We start from the raw sequence: 14,445 nt of genomic DNA, 5'->3' as shown, positions 1-14,445 counted from the left end.
CAATTGCTGATTAATGAATTATATATGACACTTGTGTCACAAGTCAACAATAAAAATGACACCGTGTCATATGAAGGAAAGGCAAAGAACCGAAAAATTTGTTCGGAAAAGTTAAATGAAATCTTAAACTTATATCAGAAATTAGCTCATATCTCAATGACCAATTTTTTACGCTTTGGCATAATTCAACCCTAAGTGATGAACTTGGTTAAGAAGCATCTCATAGTGCATGGGCTCGGAATCCAACGTTTCGTATAAAAATTCAACCTTGGAACTGGAAACACCGCAATAATCGGCAATTCCCACATTGAGCAGGAGTATGAGTTAACGGCTACGGGTGGGGATTAAAGCCCTCATTTCCGTGACAAGCGTGGATGCCTACGATTTCCCACTTTTTTAAAATTATAAAGGTATTTCAATAAAGTTGAAGAATACCCTATTAGAGATAGAATATAAATTTTAAAAGGGGGAATGAAATGAGTAAACGGCTTAATAAGAATATACCGATATGGTTTCTTTTTGTCGGGATAGTGGTGTTTATTCTACTGTGTATTAATTTTTTTGAAATGAATACTAGAATTAATATGCTTGCATTGGTAATTTTGAATATTGCTAATACAATTCGATTGTGGAAGAATGAACGTCAGTCAGCAATGATGTTTCTATTGCTGGGTGTTCTGTGTACGTTCTTTCTTATCAGGTCTTTAATTTTATATTGATTCCGAAGAACACGAATTATTCATTCATGATATAGGGGCAGTTAAAAAAGCCGATAAACACCACAGCTTCTGTGTGTTTATCGGCTTTTCTTAAAGGTCTTGGTATTACTGGGTCTAATATTATTTGATGCCACATTCTGCAGAATCTAAGTGGAAGTTAGATAGGGGGATGAAAATAATTTTGACATTCCAATTTAAATATCGTAATATTACGATATAACGATTCAGGAGGGGTATTTTTGAATACTGAAGCTTTTGATAGCACTAATTTAAAACAGTTCGATGAACCTGCTAATTTACTGAAAGCTTTATCTCATCCAATTCGCCTGTGCATTGTGCGCGGGTTGATGCGAAAAAAGAAATGTAATGTTTCATATATGCAGGAGTGTCTAGACCTTCCCCAATCAACAGTGTCCCAGCATTTGCAGAAGTTGCGTAGTGCAGGTATTGTAGCGACTGAGCGCAATGGCCTTGAAGTAAATTATGTGCTTGCCGACCAACGGATTGAACAGATGATACCTATTTTGTTTGGAGAGGAAGATTGTGAATCATGAGTAAAAAAGTACTGATTGTGGGCGGAGTAGCGGGTGGTGCATCAGCAGCTGCCCGTCTGCGCCGTCTGGATGAACATGCCGAAATTATCATATTTGAAAAAGGACCCTATATATCGTTTGCCAATTGCGGCTTACCTTATTATATTGGTGGCTCGATCGAGGATCGGGAGCGTCTGCTGGTACAAACTCCTAAAGGTATGGCTGATCGTTTTAATATTGATGTGCGTACACGAAGCGAGGTCGTCGCTATTGATCCGCACACTCGTACAGTTCAGGTGCAAAGCCAGGAGCGCGGTCAATATGAAGAAAGCTATGACGAGTTGATTTTGTCACCAGGTGCCAAGCCAATCATTCCCGATCTGCCGGGTACGGATAATCCACTGATTTATACAGTTCGTAGCATTCCAGATATTGATCGCATCAAGAAGCAAATAAGTTCATCTAACAACGTATCATCGATTGTTATAGGTGGAGGCTTTATTGGTGTTGAAATGGCAGAAAATTTAAAGGAAGCCGGATTGGATGTAACGTTGGTTGAGGGTAATGGTCAATTGCTCACTCCGTTTGATCCTGAACTGGCAGCAGCATTGGCACAGGAAATGGAGCAAAATGGAGTGAAATTGCTGTTTTCCCAGCGTGTACAGGGCTTTCAGGTACTTGAGCAGGGCATTGGTGTTGAGCTTGCTGATGGTCATGTTCTGACAGCTGACTTGGTTATTCTTGCGATAGGAGTAACTCCAGATACAGCTTTTCTGAGAAATAGCGGAGTTTCCCTGGGAACACGTGGACATATTATTGTCAACGAAGCGCTCGAGAGCAGTGTGCCACATATCTATGCTGTTGGCGATGCCATCGAAGTAACTGAAACCATTCATGGCACAAAGACAGCTATTCCGCTTGCTGGACCTGCCAACAAACAGGGACGAATTGTTGCAGATCGAATCGCCGGATTAAGTTCCATCTATAAAGGAACACAAGGGACAGCCATTATTAAAGTGTTTGGAATGACCGGAGCAACTACAGGCAGTAATGAGAAAACACTAAAGCGTCTCGGCATCGATTATCGAACTGTAATCGTGCATCCTGCCTCTCATGCATCGTATTATCCGGGTTCCAGCGCGATTACTCTTAAACTGCTGTTTACACCGGCAGGTAAAATTTTAGGCGCACAAGCAGTTGGTTATGACGGTGTAGATAAGCGGATTGATGACATTGCTGTGGCCATTCATTTTGGAGGTCACATCAGTGATTTGACAGAGCTCGAGTTGAGTTACGCGCCACCGTATTCCTCAGCGAAAGATCCAGTTAATATGGCTGGCTACGCAGCTGAAAATATTACGGCTGGACGTGTTGAAACGTTCACTTATGATCAGCTATCTGAACGCCAGCCGGAGCAGTCGATATTGCTGGATGTACGCAGTGAGCTGGAGCATCGCAATGGGAATATTCCGGACTCCATAAATATTTCAGTGGATGAGCTTCGTCAGCGGTTAGATGAATTAGACTCAACCAAAGATATCTGGGTATACTGCCAGGTTGGTCTGCGTGGATATACGGCTTCGCAGATTTTGCGTCAGCATGGCTTTAATGTGAAAAATCTGAGTGGAGGTTATAAAACCTACCGCCAAGCACAATTTAAGCCCGCTCCATTTTCTACCGAAAACCATGATAATAATGGCAGACAGGATCAGAGTAAGCCGATACATGCCTTAAAGGAAACGGAGCTCTCCAATCCAATCTCTGCAGAGCCACAGCGTATTGATAATGAGTTGAACGTGTGCGGTTTAAGTTGTCCCGGTCCGCTGATACAACTTAAGCAGAAAATGGATCAACTATCGAATGGAGAGACCCTGCGGGTGAAAGCTTCCGATCCAGGATTTTATGAAGATGTGAAAGCATGGGCAACGATGTCTGGCTCCTCACTTATACACTTGGAACGATCCAAAGGCGGTATTATTGAAGCTGTAATTGCGAAGAATACCATGCAGACCGCATCTTCAGCTATGGAAATTCCTAAAGAGGAGCCTGCCAGCACGTTGGTTGTCTTCAGTGGCGATCTAGATAAAGCGATTGCTTCTCTTATTATTGCAAATGGGGCAGCAGCAAGTGGACGTAAAGTAACAATGTTCTTCACATTCTGGGGATTAAATATTATTCGTAAGCATCAGCCGCAGCCTGTGTCCAAAACAATGATCGGCCGCATGTTTGACATAATGTTACCGCGCGGCAGCCACAAGCTAGGCATGTCCAAAATGAATATGCTCGGAGTTGGCCCAAAGATTATTCGTGGCATTATGAAGAATAATAATGTTGCTTCTCTGGAAGAATTGATGCAGACCGCAACTGCGCAGGGAGTTGAGTTTGTCGCTTGTCAGATGTCCATGGATTTAATGGGCATTCAGCGAGAAGAATTAATGGATTCGGTTAACATTGGTGGAGTGGGTTACTATCTGGGGCAGGCAGCTCATGCAAATCATAATCTATTTATTTAATTTTTAAGTCTAACAACGGTTTATCGACCGAATAAACGAGGAGGCAGCCGGAATAGATTGGCTGCCTTTCTCGTTAAAATTTGCGGGGGAAAGTTAACTCAATAAAAAACACAAGTTCCACGCACCATTGAAGGCTATTTATGCGGACTCAGTCCCGCGAGTGTTTCCTTCACTTTTAGGTTCCATCAACATGATATGACATTCCTTTTCGGCAGAGGGTTTGATCTCAAGACCCCTCGGGACAATAAACATCTCATCCTTAGAGATTCTCACCTGACCATCACGAAAATCAATGATCATCTCGCCTTCAATCACGAAAAATAACTTATCGGTTTCGGGATGAACGTGCCATTCATAATCCCCAGTAATCTTAACGATCTTAAATTGATAGTCATTCATTTCACCAATTAATTGGGGGGACCAATTATCGTTTGATTTAGATAGTTCCTCGCTTAGTTTAATCGCTTGATAATGGATAGTAATCCCTCCTTATTTTTCACCTTCAATATAATGCTGCATACGCAATTCAAGACATGATGATGTTTCCTTGGTCTGCCATAAGTATACTGATTTAATTTTCGCTTTAAAATGGATGCCTGTTGAAGTTAGCATGGATTATTGATGAACTTCCGTCGATATTCAGTAGGAGAAAATCCAAATTGTTTCTTGAACACTTTACTAAAATAAAAGGGGTCAGCAATTCCAACCGTTTGTGCAATTTGCTGTACTGGCACATCACTTGTAAATAGCATGTTTTGCGCCATGTTGAGACGGTGTTTTAATAGATATTCTGCAGGCCCCATGCCTGCATGTTTTCTAAATATGTAAGAAAGTCGATTTCGATTAACGTTATATTGTTCTGCGAGCGATGCTATGGTAAGGCTATGATAGTAGTATTCATGAATATAATTAGATACCCGTTCGAATAAAGCCTGTGATTCACTGCTCATTTGTCTATTCGCCACACTTATTAAGGCTTCGTTTAGTACATCACGAAACAGCATTTCAGTCTGAAACATCGAAATGCCACCACCTTGATTGTACACATGCCAAAGCTGCATAATTAATTCGATAAGACGAGGAGATTGTCCCGTTGATAATTCAAAATGCTGATGGGAAAAGCTTGACTCATCTAGTTCCGAGCTGCATATCCGGTATAAAACAAGGATATATTCCCAGTTGGAGTTATCAAACGTTTTTTCATCCAATTTCATTTTTGCACCACCATGCACCACTTTTCCTGGCGAAAGGATATAAGGCGTTCCATTAAATTGAAATTGTATCTTTCCTGTAAGGGGAAACACAAATCCGGGAAAAGAATCGGTATAATCAGCGTGAGGCACTCCTGGATTTGTAGCATATCGATATATTCCTTCTACTTGAAAAGGAATGTGTGCAAAATGTTCTGCTAACTGATTCACGTTTATTTTCACGTTGCGCGCCTCATTTCGATAGTAGGTTGCCGATGATTCTGAGATTAATTATTGTACAACTCACTCCACATTATTGATAACGATTATCATTGTCAACCTATAAAATAAAAAAACCGCACCTGAGCAATTTTAACCAGCGGGTGCGGCATCTTATAAACATCAATCAGCATTATCCCCGATTGACTTCATTCTTTTCATTTCCAATATATAAATCACCCTCGACTCGTCTTATAGCGGCCTGCTCGCGGTAAGCGGAAGGAGAGGCTCCGTATTTTTTTTTGAACAATGTGGAGAAGTAAGTGATGTTGTACATCCCGACCGCTTCGCTGATCTTGGCAGCTGTATCTTTGGTGGTAAGTAGTAGTTCCCGTGCCATCTCTAACCGCGTATGATTCAGATACTCGCTGAAGGATTGGCCGGTGGAGCCTTTGAACAACTTACCGAGATAGCTAGGCGACAGACCAGCAGAGCTGGAAACTAATTCAAGTGATAGATTCGGTTCCGGGTAATGGTCGCGGATATAGTATTGTACTTCCTCAATCACTTTGTTGTGTTTTTGTGCGTTGAGCCAGTGATTTTTCTCATCGATCAGAGCACATAATTTTGCACAATAGTCACTAAGGATGCGTTTAATTTCCTCCAGGGTCTCCGCGGCTTCGATATCTGTGATTGCATCTAGGTATTCGTTGAAATTGGTATCCGGCAAAGATTTCAGGTAGTCAAAATGCTTAAGCAGAGAAAGCAGCAATTGAATACTGTATGTAGTTACCTGATTGCTGGAACCAGAGGTGACTAGTTCGGTAAATTCCTCGATTCTTTCCTGTATAACGGACTGTTTCCTCATTTGAACCGCCTCAACTAGCTTTTTCTCAAAAGCAATGGGGTAGCTAAAGGTCGTCATGAAGTGATGACGTGTCATCGCGAAATCTAAAATGGACTCCTTCCCGTAGATCAGCCGGTACTTCACATATTGCTGGGCCGAGATGTAGGATTGCTGGATGTTCTTCCTGCCGTATACCATATCTCCGATTCCGATGGAAACCGTCAGTTTGAAATACCGCTTCAGGAAACCCTGCACGCTGCGTAAGGCTTCCTTCAAACCATCCGGGAGCTCATCTATTTCGTACTGACTGATCGCCACAACCTCATTTTCATCCGTAATCAACAGATCGCAGGCTCCGAATACCTCTAGAATTTCCTTTGCAATATTGCCGAGTGCAAACCGCAGAAGAGACTGCTGGTCGATACTTACCCTCTCTTTTACCGCTTCAATTTCGTCGATTTTGAATACCATTGTACAAAAATAAGGTCCGGGTAGCTGCTCATCAATGTCATTGACAATCTCTCTCGGAATGGCAATATTAAAGATATTTCCTTTCAGAAGTGCCTGCAAATAATGCTCACGGACTGTTTGCGAGGAGCGGTGCAGCACAAATTTCATCGAACGTTCCTTCTCCTCCAGCGTTGTGAATACCTCATTTAGAATTTTATATTCGTCTATGGAGTGAGAGTTAGGCATAGGTGGAGATTTCTGCTTGATTGTATCAAATAAGGATGACATTGGCTTATACATATTTTTGGTTAGAAAGATTGATATAAGAAGACCGGCCAACACCAGCGCCGCGGTTACAATTAAGGTAACGTTTCGCAGCTTGTGGATGTTGGAAATCAAGGTCTCGTAAGGGGCCACGCTTACAAAATACCAATCCATTTCTGCTGACTTTACATAGGTAACTAGATGTTTCTTTTTGAGAATTGCCGTTGTGAAGCTATGTTCTGACTTTCCTTCGCTAAGAATTCGCTGAACATATTCTTCTTGCGATAGATCCTTAAGAAACAGTTCGGAATCGGTATGGGACAGTACTTGTCCTTGGCTGTTCATGACAAACACGTTACTCATGGAATCAGCCCTGGCGATCTTGCGAATTGTTGTCAGTATCGACTGTTCCTCCACATTGATGGAAATAAGCGGATTGGCAGAGGAAAGAAATGAGTAGTCCGGATACAGTAAGAAGGTCAGAAATCGAAAGGGATTGTTATTATTGAATCCTGCCACGGTTAATTTTCGCGGATAGAATTCCATGTATTGCTTGGCACTTTTCGCATACAAAGACTTGTCGAACGAAAATCCGGAAGTTTCCACATTTGTATCGGTTGAAGAACGGTAGATCCCAATGCTGTGGATGAACGGATAGGCGCTTTTAATCTGCGAAAGTTGCTGCAAAATATGGTAATTTTCCGTTTTATCTTCTTTCTTACTGTTCAGAAATCCTTTAATTTTCGGGTCGTTTATGAGAGCGCTTCCAATTGTCATGACCTGATTGTAAACAACATCGGATGCATAGCTGACCTGGGACAGCATCGCCTTGGAATTGCGATCGATCTCTTTAACAGCGCTGTCTGAAAAAAGAGAAAAGAGAACACTGGAGAGTAGACTAATGGTGACCAAAATGAGTAGAAAGTACGAGCCCGTGAGCTTTTGGAATGTTTTATACCGGATGAGCCGGCTCAAGGTGGTTCGCATGTATTCATTCCTCCATTGCTGCTAAATTGCCTCTTAACTATAGGACATTACTTTAAAAAATGGTACTACTTGTTCTAAAAAATGAAAGCCCTTTATTGTTTTTGAAAGGCCGAAGCCGCATTATGAAACCTATTTCTGATATTTGAAATGGACACTGCGGATAGCCCCATCTACGATTAAGTAGAGACAGCCGATTACTTTGGATCCAGGCAGAAAGGGGAGTGAAGGGAATGAAAAATTCAAAAAGATGGGCTGACTTGCGTTAGCAGTTTTGTTTACGAAAGGCAGCAAGAAATGATTATCCGCATTGGGAGGATTTTAAATTGGAAAAGAAACTTCGCTGGCACAGCAGGATCGGGATCTTATCCGATATTCGAAGAAATGGAACTTCCTATCTGTTGATTTTGCCAGCCATGATCTACACTTTCATCTTCGGATATATGACCTATCCGTATATGCTGATCGCATTTCAACGGTTCAATTACGCAAAGGGGATTTTTAATAGTGAATGGGTCGGTATGCAAAATTTCGAGTTTTTCTTTCGATCCAACAAGGCCCTTATAGTTACCTTTAATACGATCTTTTTGAATCTCCTCTTTATTTTCTTTGGCACCTTGACGGCACTTGCTATTGCTTTGCTGCTGAACGAGTTGCGAAAAAAGCTTTTCATCAAGATCAGCCAATCGGTTATGTTGTTCCCAAATTTCATTTCCTGGATTGTTATCAGTTATGTGATTTATGCCTTTTTTTCCATGGATATGGGGATTGTAAACCAGCTCTTAAACAAGTTCGGACTTCCGTCTGTTAATTGGTATACGGAGGCTAAGGCCTGGCCAGCCATTTTGACCCTAATGCACGTTTGGAAGGGAGCGGGGATGAGCGCCGTGATTTACCTGGCCACCATTACCGGGATTGACGACACATTGTATGAAGCGGCCCAGATCGATGGAGCGAACCGCTGGCAGATGTGCAAGAAGATTACGCTTCCACTCATGATGCCGACGGTCGTCATTCTGACACTGCTCTCTATCGGCAAGATCATGTACGGTGATTTCGGGATGATCTATGCGTTGATCGGCGACAATGGCACCTTGTACCAGACAACGGATATTATTGACACTTATGTATTCCGTTCATTGCGGCAGATTGGCGACCCATCCGAAGCGATGGCAGTCGGGCTGTTCCAATCTGTAGTGGGCTTTATTCTCGTCTTTGGTACCAATGCAATTACTCGTAGATTTTTCAAAGACGGAGCGCTTTATTAGAAGTCCGTTACGGACTTAGTTACCGCAAAATGTAATAGGAGGAATAGAAGTGAAAAAGGGTTTAATCAGCCAAACAATCATTTATACCTGCATTACCCTGTATTCCGCGATGTGTCTGCTTCCGATGATACTGGTCCTCATGATCTCGATTACAGACGAGGACGCGATTCTGAAGAACGGTTACAGTCTGTTTCCGGAGAAGTTCTCCTTGTATGCCTATAAACTGATCTTCACAGGTGGATCTCAGGTGTTACAAAGCTATATGATTTCGATTTTTGTCACAGTCATCGGCACGATTCTCGCTGTTCTAATTACCGCAATGGCTGGTTACACACTGGCCAATAAGAGCGTGAAATACCGTAACACACTGGCGCTCTATTTTTTCATCACCATGATCTTCTCTGCGGGAATCGTGCCTTGGTATTTAATGAACCGCTCACTGGGACTCACAAATAATATCTTTGCGTTAATCATTCCTTCGTTACTGTTCAGTCCATTTAATCTCTTTCTTGTGCGTAATTTTATGAATGGGGTTCCGGATTCGCTGAGAGAATCGGCAACCATTGACGGAGCAAACGATTTAACGATCGCCTTCCGTATCTATCTTCCGTTATGCACGCCAGTATTAGCCACCATCGCACTTTTTTACGGGCTGGACTATTGGAACAATTGGTGGAATGCGATCATGCTGATCGACAACAAAGATCTATATCCGCTGCAGTTCATGCTGCTACAAATGAAATCTGAGATCAGCATGCTCAATGAAATGACGATGTTGGGTGGCGCGAACGATGTTACACTACCCGCTGAATCGGTCAAAATGGCCACCGCGATCGTCACAATTGGTCCAATCATTTTTCTTTATCCGTATTTGCAGAAGTACTTTGTCAAAGGCCTGGTCATTGGGTCGGTCAAGGGATGATATAACTCCTTCGGGATTTATATAAAAATGTATAGTTAGGGAGGTCAATTTGGTATGAAAAAGATCGTTACATTGATGCTCGTGGCCATGCTTGCATGCATTACTTTGTTTGGATGCAGCGACAAGACAGCGAGCACGGGAGGCAATCAGGAGAATGAGAAGAAAGGGGGGATTGTCAAAATCAAATACGTGGTTCCTGGTACGGAACCGAAGGATTATAAAGAGGTGTTTGATAAGATAAATGAAAAGCTGGCCGCAGACGGCGTAGGCGTGGAAGTCGAGAAAATCTATATTCCAAGTGATGCCTGGGATCAGAAGCTAAATCTGATGCTGTCCACCGGCGAGGATTTTGACTTATTCCATATCATGCAGGATCGTACACCGTTCTCAAGCTATTACAATCGTGGGGCTCTGGCGGACATCAGCGGAGCAATTGAGCAGTACGGTCAAAATTTGAAAAAGTATATCCCGGGCGATATTTTTGACGGTGCAAAGATTGACGGGAAATACTATGCTGTTCCTTCTTATTGGGTGGAGATGGCAAGCGAAGGTGAGTTCAATATCCGGCGGGACATTCTTCGGCAGAACAACCTTGAGGAGCCGTCTACTCCGGAAGAATTGATTAGTAGTTGGGAGACAGTGATGAAGAACTGGAAGGGTGGGAAAAAGCCATATTTTTCAAATAAGGCAGACTTCGACCCTGTCAGCTTGCATACAACGGTTCTGCACCGTACTTACGATACGTTTCCGTTCACGGTCAAGGACAAGTTTTTCTATGTTAATCAGAACGGAGATGTTAAATCCTGGATTGAGACAGAAGAGTTTAAGAAGGATGCCGAATTTATGCGTCAGTTGTATACGAAGGGTCTGACAAGTCCTGATATTCTCGTCATGAAGGGGGAGCAGCTCAAAGCCCAGATCGACAGCGGTGACTGGTTTGTCAACCTAGGTACGGCGGGTAGTCTAAGCTCCCTTAAAAAGAACAATCCGGAAGCAACAGTCGAGGATGTTGGTGTGGTTTGGTTCAATCCAGAAAAAGAATACTTGCGACCGCTCACCTTCAAGAACGGTAATGCAGTACCGGTTAATAGCAAGCACCCTGAAGAAGCGGTTAAATTTATGGACTGGATGCTAGCCAGCCAAGAGAATTATGATCTTGTCCAGTACGGGCTCGAAGGTACGCATTACACCAAAGATGGCGATAAAGGCATGAAAGCCATTAATGATCCTGGTAACAACGATAAGCCAGGTTATAGAGGATCGGAATCTCAAAACGGCAACGTGAATTTTATGCGCTTCGATCTGGAGAACAGCATTCCGGAAAATAACAAGGTACTATTCGAAGCAAACCCGGAGGCAGTCAATAGCATTGCGGCAAACTTCGCATTTGATCCGACCAATGTAAGAACGGAATATACCAATATTGCGTCAGAAGCAGCCGCCAGTATCACGCCGATCTATATGGGGGTACAGGATTACGACAAGGCGTTCCCCGCTGCACTCGATAAAATGAAGAAAGCTGGGCTCGATATAGTGGTCGCCGAATATCAACGACAGTTCCAAGAATATCAAGCCAATCAAGGCAATTAATTGATAACTAATAGTGAAACGAATAGGAGTGAACGATATGACATTGCTGGATCAAAGAATTCAATTTGAAGAAAAGAAAAAGATTTATGATAGTTCCATACTGACCTTTAACGAGGTGGAGGGGTTCGATGTATATAATATCTCGATTCCTTTTGAACGGTCTGGTAAACGCTATCTTTTTGGACGAGTAGAACGACGTGAGGAATGGGCACGTTCCTGGGTTCGCCTCTTCGAGGAGACAGGGCATGATGAATGGACGTTGGTTCCAGGCAGCATGATTTACACTCTAGAAGACCCTTATATCAGTCTAATTGGAAATGAAATCGTGATGGGGGGGACCCATGTCCAATATGAAGCGGGTCGAGTGAAAACCTATTTTGGCTATTTCCATCGGGGGACCGAGTTTCTCAATCTATACTATTTTACCACCGGACCAAACAAAATGAAGGATATTCGCCTAGTCGAATTGTCGGACGGCAAAATCGGTGTTTTCTCTCGTCCGCGCGGAGCCGAAACGCGTGGAGAGTATGGCAGTGAGTCAATGATCGGCTTTACCATCATCGACTGTTTGGACCAACTGACGGCTGAAGTTATTGAAAATGCCCCTTATATTGATGGGATTTTCGGTGAGGGGGAATGGGGCGGTGTCAATCAAGCCTACCTACTGGACAGCGGGAAGATCGGCATCATTGGTCACAACTGCTACCGGGACCGGGATGCCGAGGGAGGGGAAGTCAAGGTGTATCTCAATATGGCCTTTGTTTTTGATCCAGTAACTAGGGAGGCTACCGATCTTCATGTAATTGGCAGTCGTACCTGTTATCCAGCGGGACCGTCAAAGACTCGACATCTGGTCGACTGTGCGTTTACTGCCGGCATTGTAACGAGACCCGATGGAAAAGCCGATCTATATAGCGGAATCGGAGATTGCCAGGCAGGCCGCATCACGATTGACTACCCGTTTGAGGGTCATGGGCAGCTTGTATAGCGGAGGAAGGCATGAATGACCGTGAATCTGACTGTATGGCATATTGATCATTTGGAGATCAGCATCCGCGTTGGAGTTTCCCTGCTCGTTGGCGGTATCATTGGCCTAGAGCGGGAACACGGTCAGCATCATGCTGGGTTTCGGACACATATTTTGGTCTGCCTTGGCTCCACGTTGATTACACTTATCTCGATTTATGGATTCAGCCAGTTTGCGGGCGAGCTGAATGTGCGAATGGATCCAGCGCGACTCACCGCTCAAATTATTAGCGGAATTGGCTTTCTTGGAGCTGGAACCATTCTGCGCAACGGTAACCGAATTTCCGGGTTGACCACGGCAGCATCCCTATGGGTTGTGGCCGCAATGGGGATTGGGGTTGGGGCAGGATTCTATTACGGTACTCTGCTTACCTTCGTTTCGGTACTGATTAGTTTGTTCGTCTTGCAGCGAGTTGAGAATCGCATAATCCCGCGCAACAAGACAACGACTTATTCGGTAACGGTAGGAAGGGATGGTGATCCGGGTATGTTTTTAAACTTTTTTCGCGATGAAGGGATCCGGGTGAAATCATTTAAAATGGAGAGCCTGGAGGAAGGAACTGTCCGTCTCGACTTTGTCCTGTTGAATAAAAATTCTGAGATAAAGCAGAAAATTTCGCAGTTTGCGATGCAAAGAGATTCTGAAGTGAAACAGATGGAAGTTAAAATGTAGGGAGGGAGCCTGTTGGCAAAATACAAGTTGCTCGCTCTCGATATGGACGGTACTGTTCTGAACAGCAACCATGAGATTTCCGAGCATACCTGTGAATGGATTCATCGGGCGATTCAAAATGGAGTCGCAGTCATGTTCGCTACCGGACGCGAGGTTCAGAGTATCGAGCCTTATGTGCAACAGCTGGGCTTGAAATCTCCTCTCGTCTCAGTCAATGGCAGCGAGGTTTGGCATGCGCCGGGCAATCTCATGGCCCGCCATTCGCTTGAGGAGGACTGGGTGAAGGAAATGCATGAATTAGCAGTGGAAAAGAAATGCCGCTACTGGGCTTATACCGTGAAGGATGTGTATACAACAGCGAATTGGCCGGAAAGGATTGAGCGGTTGCATGGCGATCCTTGGCTGAAATTCGGATTTCATTGTGACGATCCGGAGTGCCTGCTGGATGTTCACAGCACACTGGACGCAACCGGACGATATGAGCTGACCAATTCAAGCCCGCGGAACATTGAGGTCAATCCAAAGGGGATCAATAAGGCAAGCGGTCTTCGGGAAGTCTGCCAGCTGCTTGGCATTCGAATGGAAGAGGTCGTCGCCTGTGGCGACAGCTTGAATGACTTGGAGATGATCCGCGCCGCTGGCCTGGGCATCGCGATGGGCAATGCCCAGGATGCAGTGAAGCGTGCCGCGGACGGGGTGACGGGAACCAATGATGAGGACGGCGTAGCCCAGTTGATCCAAACTTACTTAGTGAATTCAATATAGTAAGTACAAATAGAAACAGACAAAAGAAGCTACGATAATCGTAGCTTCTTTTAATGGAACTTGATTCGACAGCGCTCGCGCGATGAATAGAGTGAACGGCTGATACCTGGATGGAGGTTTATTTATATCATGACAACTCAAACTCAAGAACAAGCGATACAGGCTTATGAGCAATGGCTGAGCAGCCAGGTAATTGACGAAGCGTCTAAGGACGAACTTCACGGAATCAGGAATAACGAGCATGAAATCGTAGACCGTTTCTATAAGGAACTGGAATTCGGAACCGGAGGACTTCGGGTCTACATACTAAACATTTCAAAAGGGAGTAGCGCCCCTAGAAGTACGCTCGAGAGTGAATTGTTTTCTCTTGCCCATAATCTGCTGAAGTAATCCACAGTAATAAAATCTACCGCTTTTAGAGGTAGAAGGGATTAAAACCTGCATTTTTATCAAAATTTAATAGTCTTAGCCGATTTTTATTA

12 protein-coding genes and 1 pseudogene are annotated in these 14,445 nt (G+C 43.8%); 9 read left to right on the top strand and 4 right to left on the bottom strand.

Annotation, left to right across the window (positions count from 1 at the left end; all coding sequences use genetic code 11):
- Positions 1-168 precede the first annotated feature (168 nt).
- Positions 169-315 (bottom strand): annotated as a pseudogene (locus ACDJ58_RS16165) (NAD(P)H dehydrogenase); the annotation flags it as partial.
- A gap of 643 nt (positions 316-958) precedes the next feature.
- Here ACDJ58_RS16165 and ACDJ58_RS16160 point away from each other — a divergent pair.
- Both ACDJ58_RS16160 and ACDJ58_RS16155 read left to right on the top strand, forming a co-directional pair.
- Entirely contained in the window at positions 959-1,273 is a 315-nt protein-coding gene (locus ACDJ58_RS16160) for an ArsR/SmtB family transcription factor (RefSeq protein ID WP_113054312.1), read from the top strand.
- Complete coding sequence (locus tag ACDJ58_RS16155) at positions 1,270-3,765, top strand: FAD-dependent oxidoreductase (RefSeq protein WP_413371896.1); 2,496 nt, start codon at positions 1,270-1,272, stop codon at positions 3,763-3,765. Before ACDJ58_RS16160 ends, ACDJ58_RS16155 begins: the two co-directional genes overlap by 4 nt.
- Before the next feature lie 138 nt (positions 3,766-3,903).
- On the opposite strand, the gene ACDJ58_RS16150 is transcribed toward ACDJ58_RS16155, so the two are convergent.
- From ACDJ58_RS16150 to ACDJ58_RS16140, 3 genes are all read right to left on the bottom strand, one after another.
- Positions 3,904-4,242, bottom strand: coding sequence for a cupin domain-containing protein (locus tag ACDJ58_RS16150; RefSeq protein ID WP_413379692.1), 339 nt, complete (start codon positions 4,240-4,242; stop codon positions 3,904-3,906).
- 128 nt (positions 4,243-4,370) lie between these two features.
- Positions 4,371-5,198: a helix-turn-helix transcriptional regulator gene (locus ACDJ58_RS16145; protein ID WP_413371895.1), complete on the bottom strand. Its 828-nt coding sequence runs from the start codon at positions 5,196-5,198 to the stop codon at positions 4,371-4,373.
- 169 nt (positions 5,199-5,367) lie between these two features.
- Positions 5,368-7,722, bottom strand: a complete 2,355-nt coding sequence (locus ACDJ58_RS16140; RefSeq protein WP_413371894.1) for a helix-turn-helix domain-containing protein — start codon at positions 7,720-7,722, stop codon at positions 5,368-5,370.
- A gap of 323 nt (positions 7,723-8,045) precedes the next feature.
- On the opposite strand from ACDJ58_RS16140, the gene ACDJ58_RS16135 reads away from it, so the two are divergent.
- From ACDJ58_RS16135 to ACDJ58_RS16105, 7 genes are all read left to right on the top strand, one after another.
- Positions 8,046-8,987, top strand: coding sequence for an ABC transporter permease (locus tag ACDJ58_RS16135; protein WP_413371893.1), 942 nt, complete (start codon positions 8,046-8,048; stop codon positions 8,985-8,987).
- 49 nt (positions 8,988-9,036) lie between these two features.
- Positions 9,037-9,909: a carbohydrate ABC transporter permease gene (locus ACDJ58_RS16130; RefSeq protein WP_413371892.1), complete on the top strand. Its 873-nt coding sequence runs from the start codon at positions 9,037-9,039 to the stop codon at positions 9,907-9,909.
- A 54-nt stretch (positions 9,910-9,963) separates the two neighbouring features.
- Positions 9,964-11,499 carry an extracellular solute-binding protein gene (locus ACDJ58_RS16125; RefSeq protein WP_413371891.1) on the top strand — a complete coding sequence of 512 codons (1,536 nt, stop codon included), beginning with the start codon at positions 9,964-9,966 and terminating at the stop codon, positions 11,497-11,499.
- Positions 11,500-11,536: 37 nt separating this feature from the next.
- Positions 11,537-12,487, top strand: a complete 951-nt coding sequence (locus ACDJ58_RS16120; RefSeq protein WP_413371890.1) for a DUF1861 family protein — start codon at positions 11,537-11,539, stop codon at positions 12,485-12,487.
- A 15-nt stretch (positions 12,488-12,502) separates the two neighbouring features.
- Positions 12,503-13,198, top strand: a complete 696-nt coding sequence (locus ACDJ58_RS16115; RefSeq protein ID WP_413371889.1) for an MgtC/SapB family protein — start codon at positions 12,503-12,505, stop codon at positions 13,196-13,198.
- Between the two features lie 12 nt (positions 13,199-13,210).
- On the top strand, positions 13,211-13,963 hold the full coding sequence (locus ACDJ58_RS16110; protein WP_413371888.1) for a Cof-type HAD-IIB family hydrolase: 753 nt from the start codon (positions 13,211-13,213) through the stop codon (positions 13,961-13,963).
- Positions 13,964-14,092: 129 nt separating this feature from the next.
- Positions 14,093-14,353, top strand: a complete 261-nt coding sequence (locus ACDJ58_RS16105) for a hypothetical protein (RefSeq protein ID WP_413371886.1) — start codon at positions 14,093-14,095, stop codon at positions 14,351-14,353.
- The last annotated feature ends 92 nt before the right edge of the window (positions 14,354-14,445 follow it).

It is taken from the genome of Paenibacillus taichungensis, from assembly GCF_047302525.1.
GTDB lineage: Bacteria > Bacillota > Bacilli > Paenibacillales > Paenibacillaceae > Paenibacillus > Paenibacillus taichungensis_B.
This window is presented reverse-complemented; position numbering and strand designations above follow the sequence as displayed.

Coding starts and splice junctions, on each gene's coding strand:
- ACDJ58_RS16115 (WP_413371889.1), top strand. CDS start 12,503: ATGACCGTGAATCTGACTGTATGGCATATTGATCATTTGGAGATCAGC.
- ACDJ58_RS16155 (WP_413371896.1), top strand. CDS start 1,270: ATGAGTAAAAAAGTACTGATTGTGGGCGGAGTAGCGGGTGGTGCATCA.
- ACDJ58_RS16140 (WP_413371894.1), bottom strand. CDS start 7,722: ATGCGAACCACCTTGAGCCGGCTCATCCGGTATAAAACATTCCAAAAG.
- ACDJ58_RS16120 (WP_413371890.1), top strand. CDS start 11,537: ATGACATTGCTGGATCAAAGAATTCAATTTGAAGAAAAGAAAAAGATT.
- ACDJ58_RS16105 (WP_413371886.1), top strand. CDS start 14,093: ATGACAACTCAAACTCAAGAACAAGCGATACAGGCTTATGAGCAATGG.
- ACDJ58_RS16125 (WP_413371891.1), top strand. CDS start 9,964: ATGAAAAAGATCGTTACATTGATGCTCGTGGCCATGCTTGCATGCATT.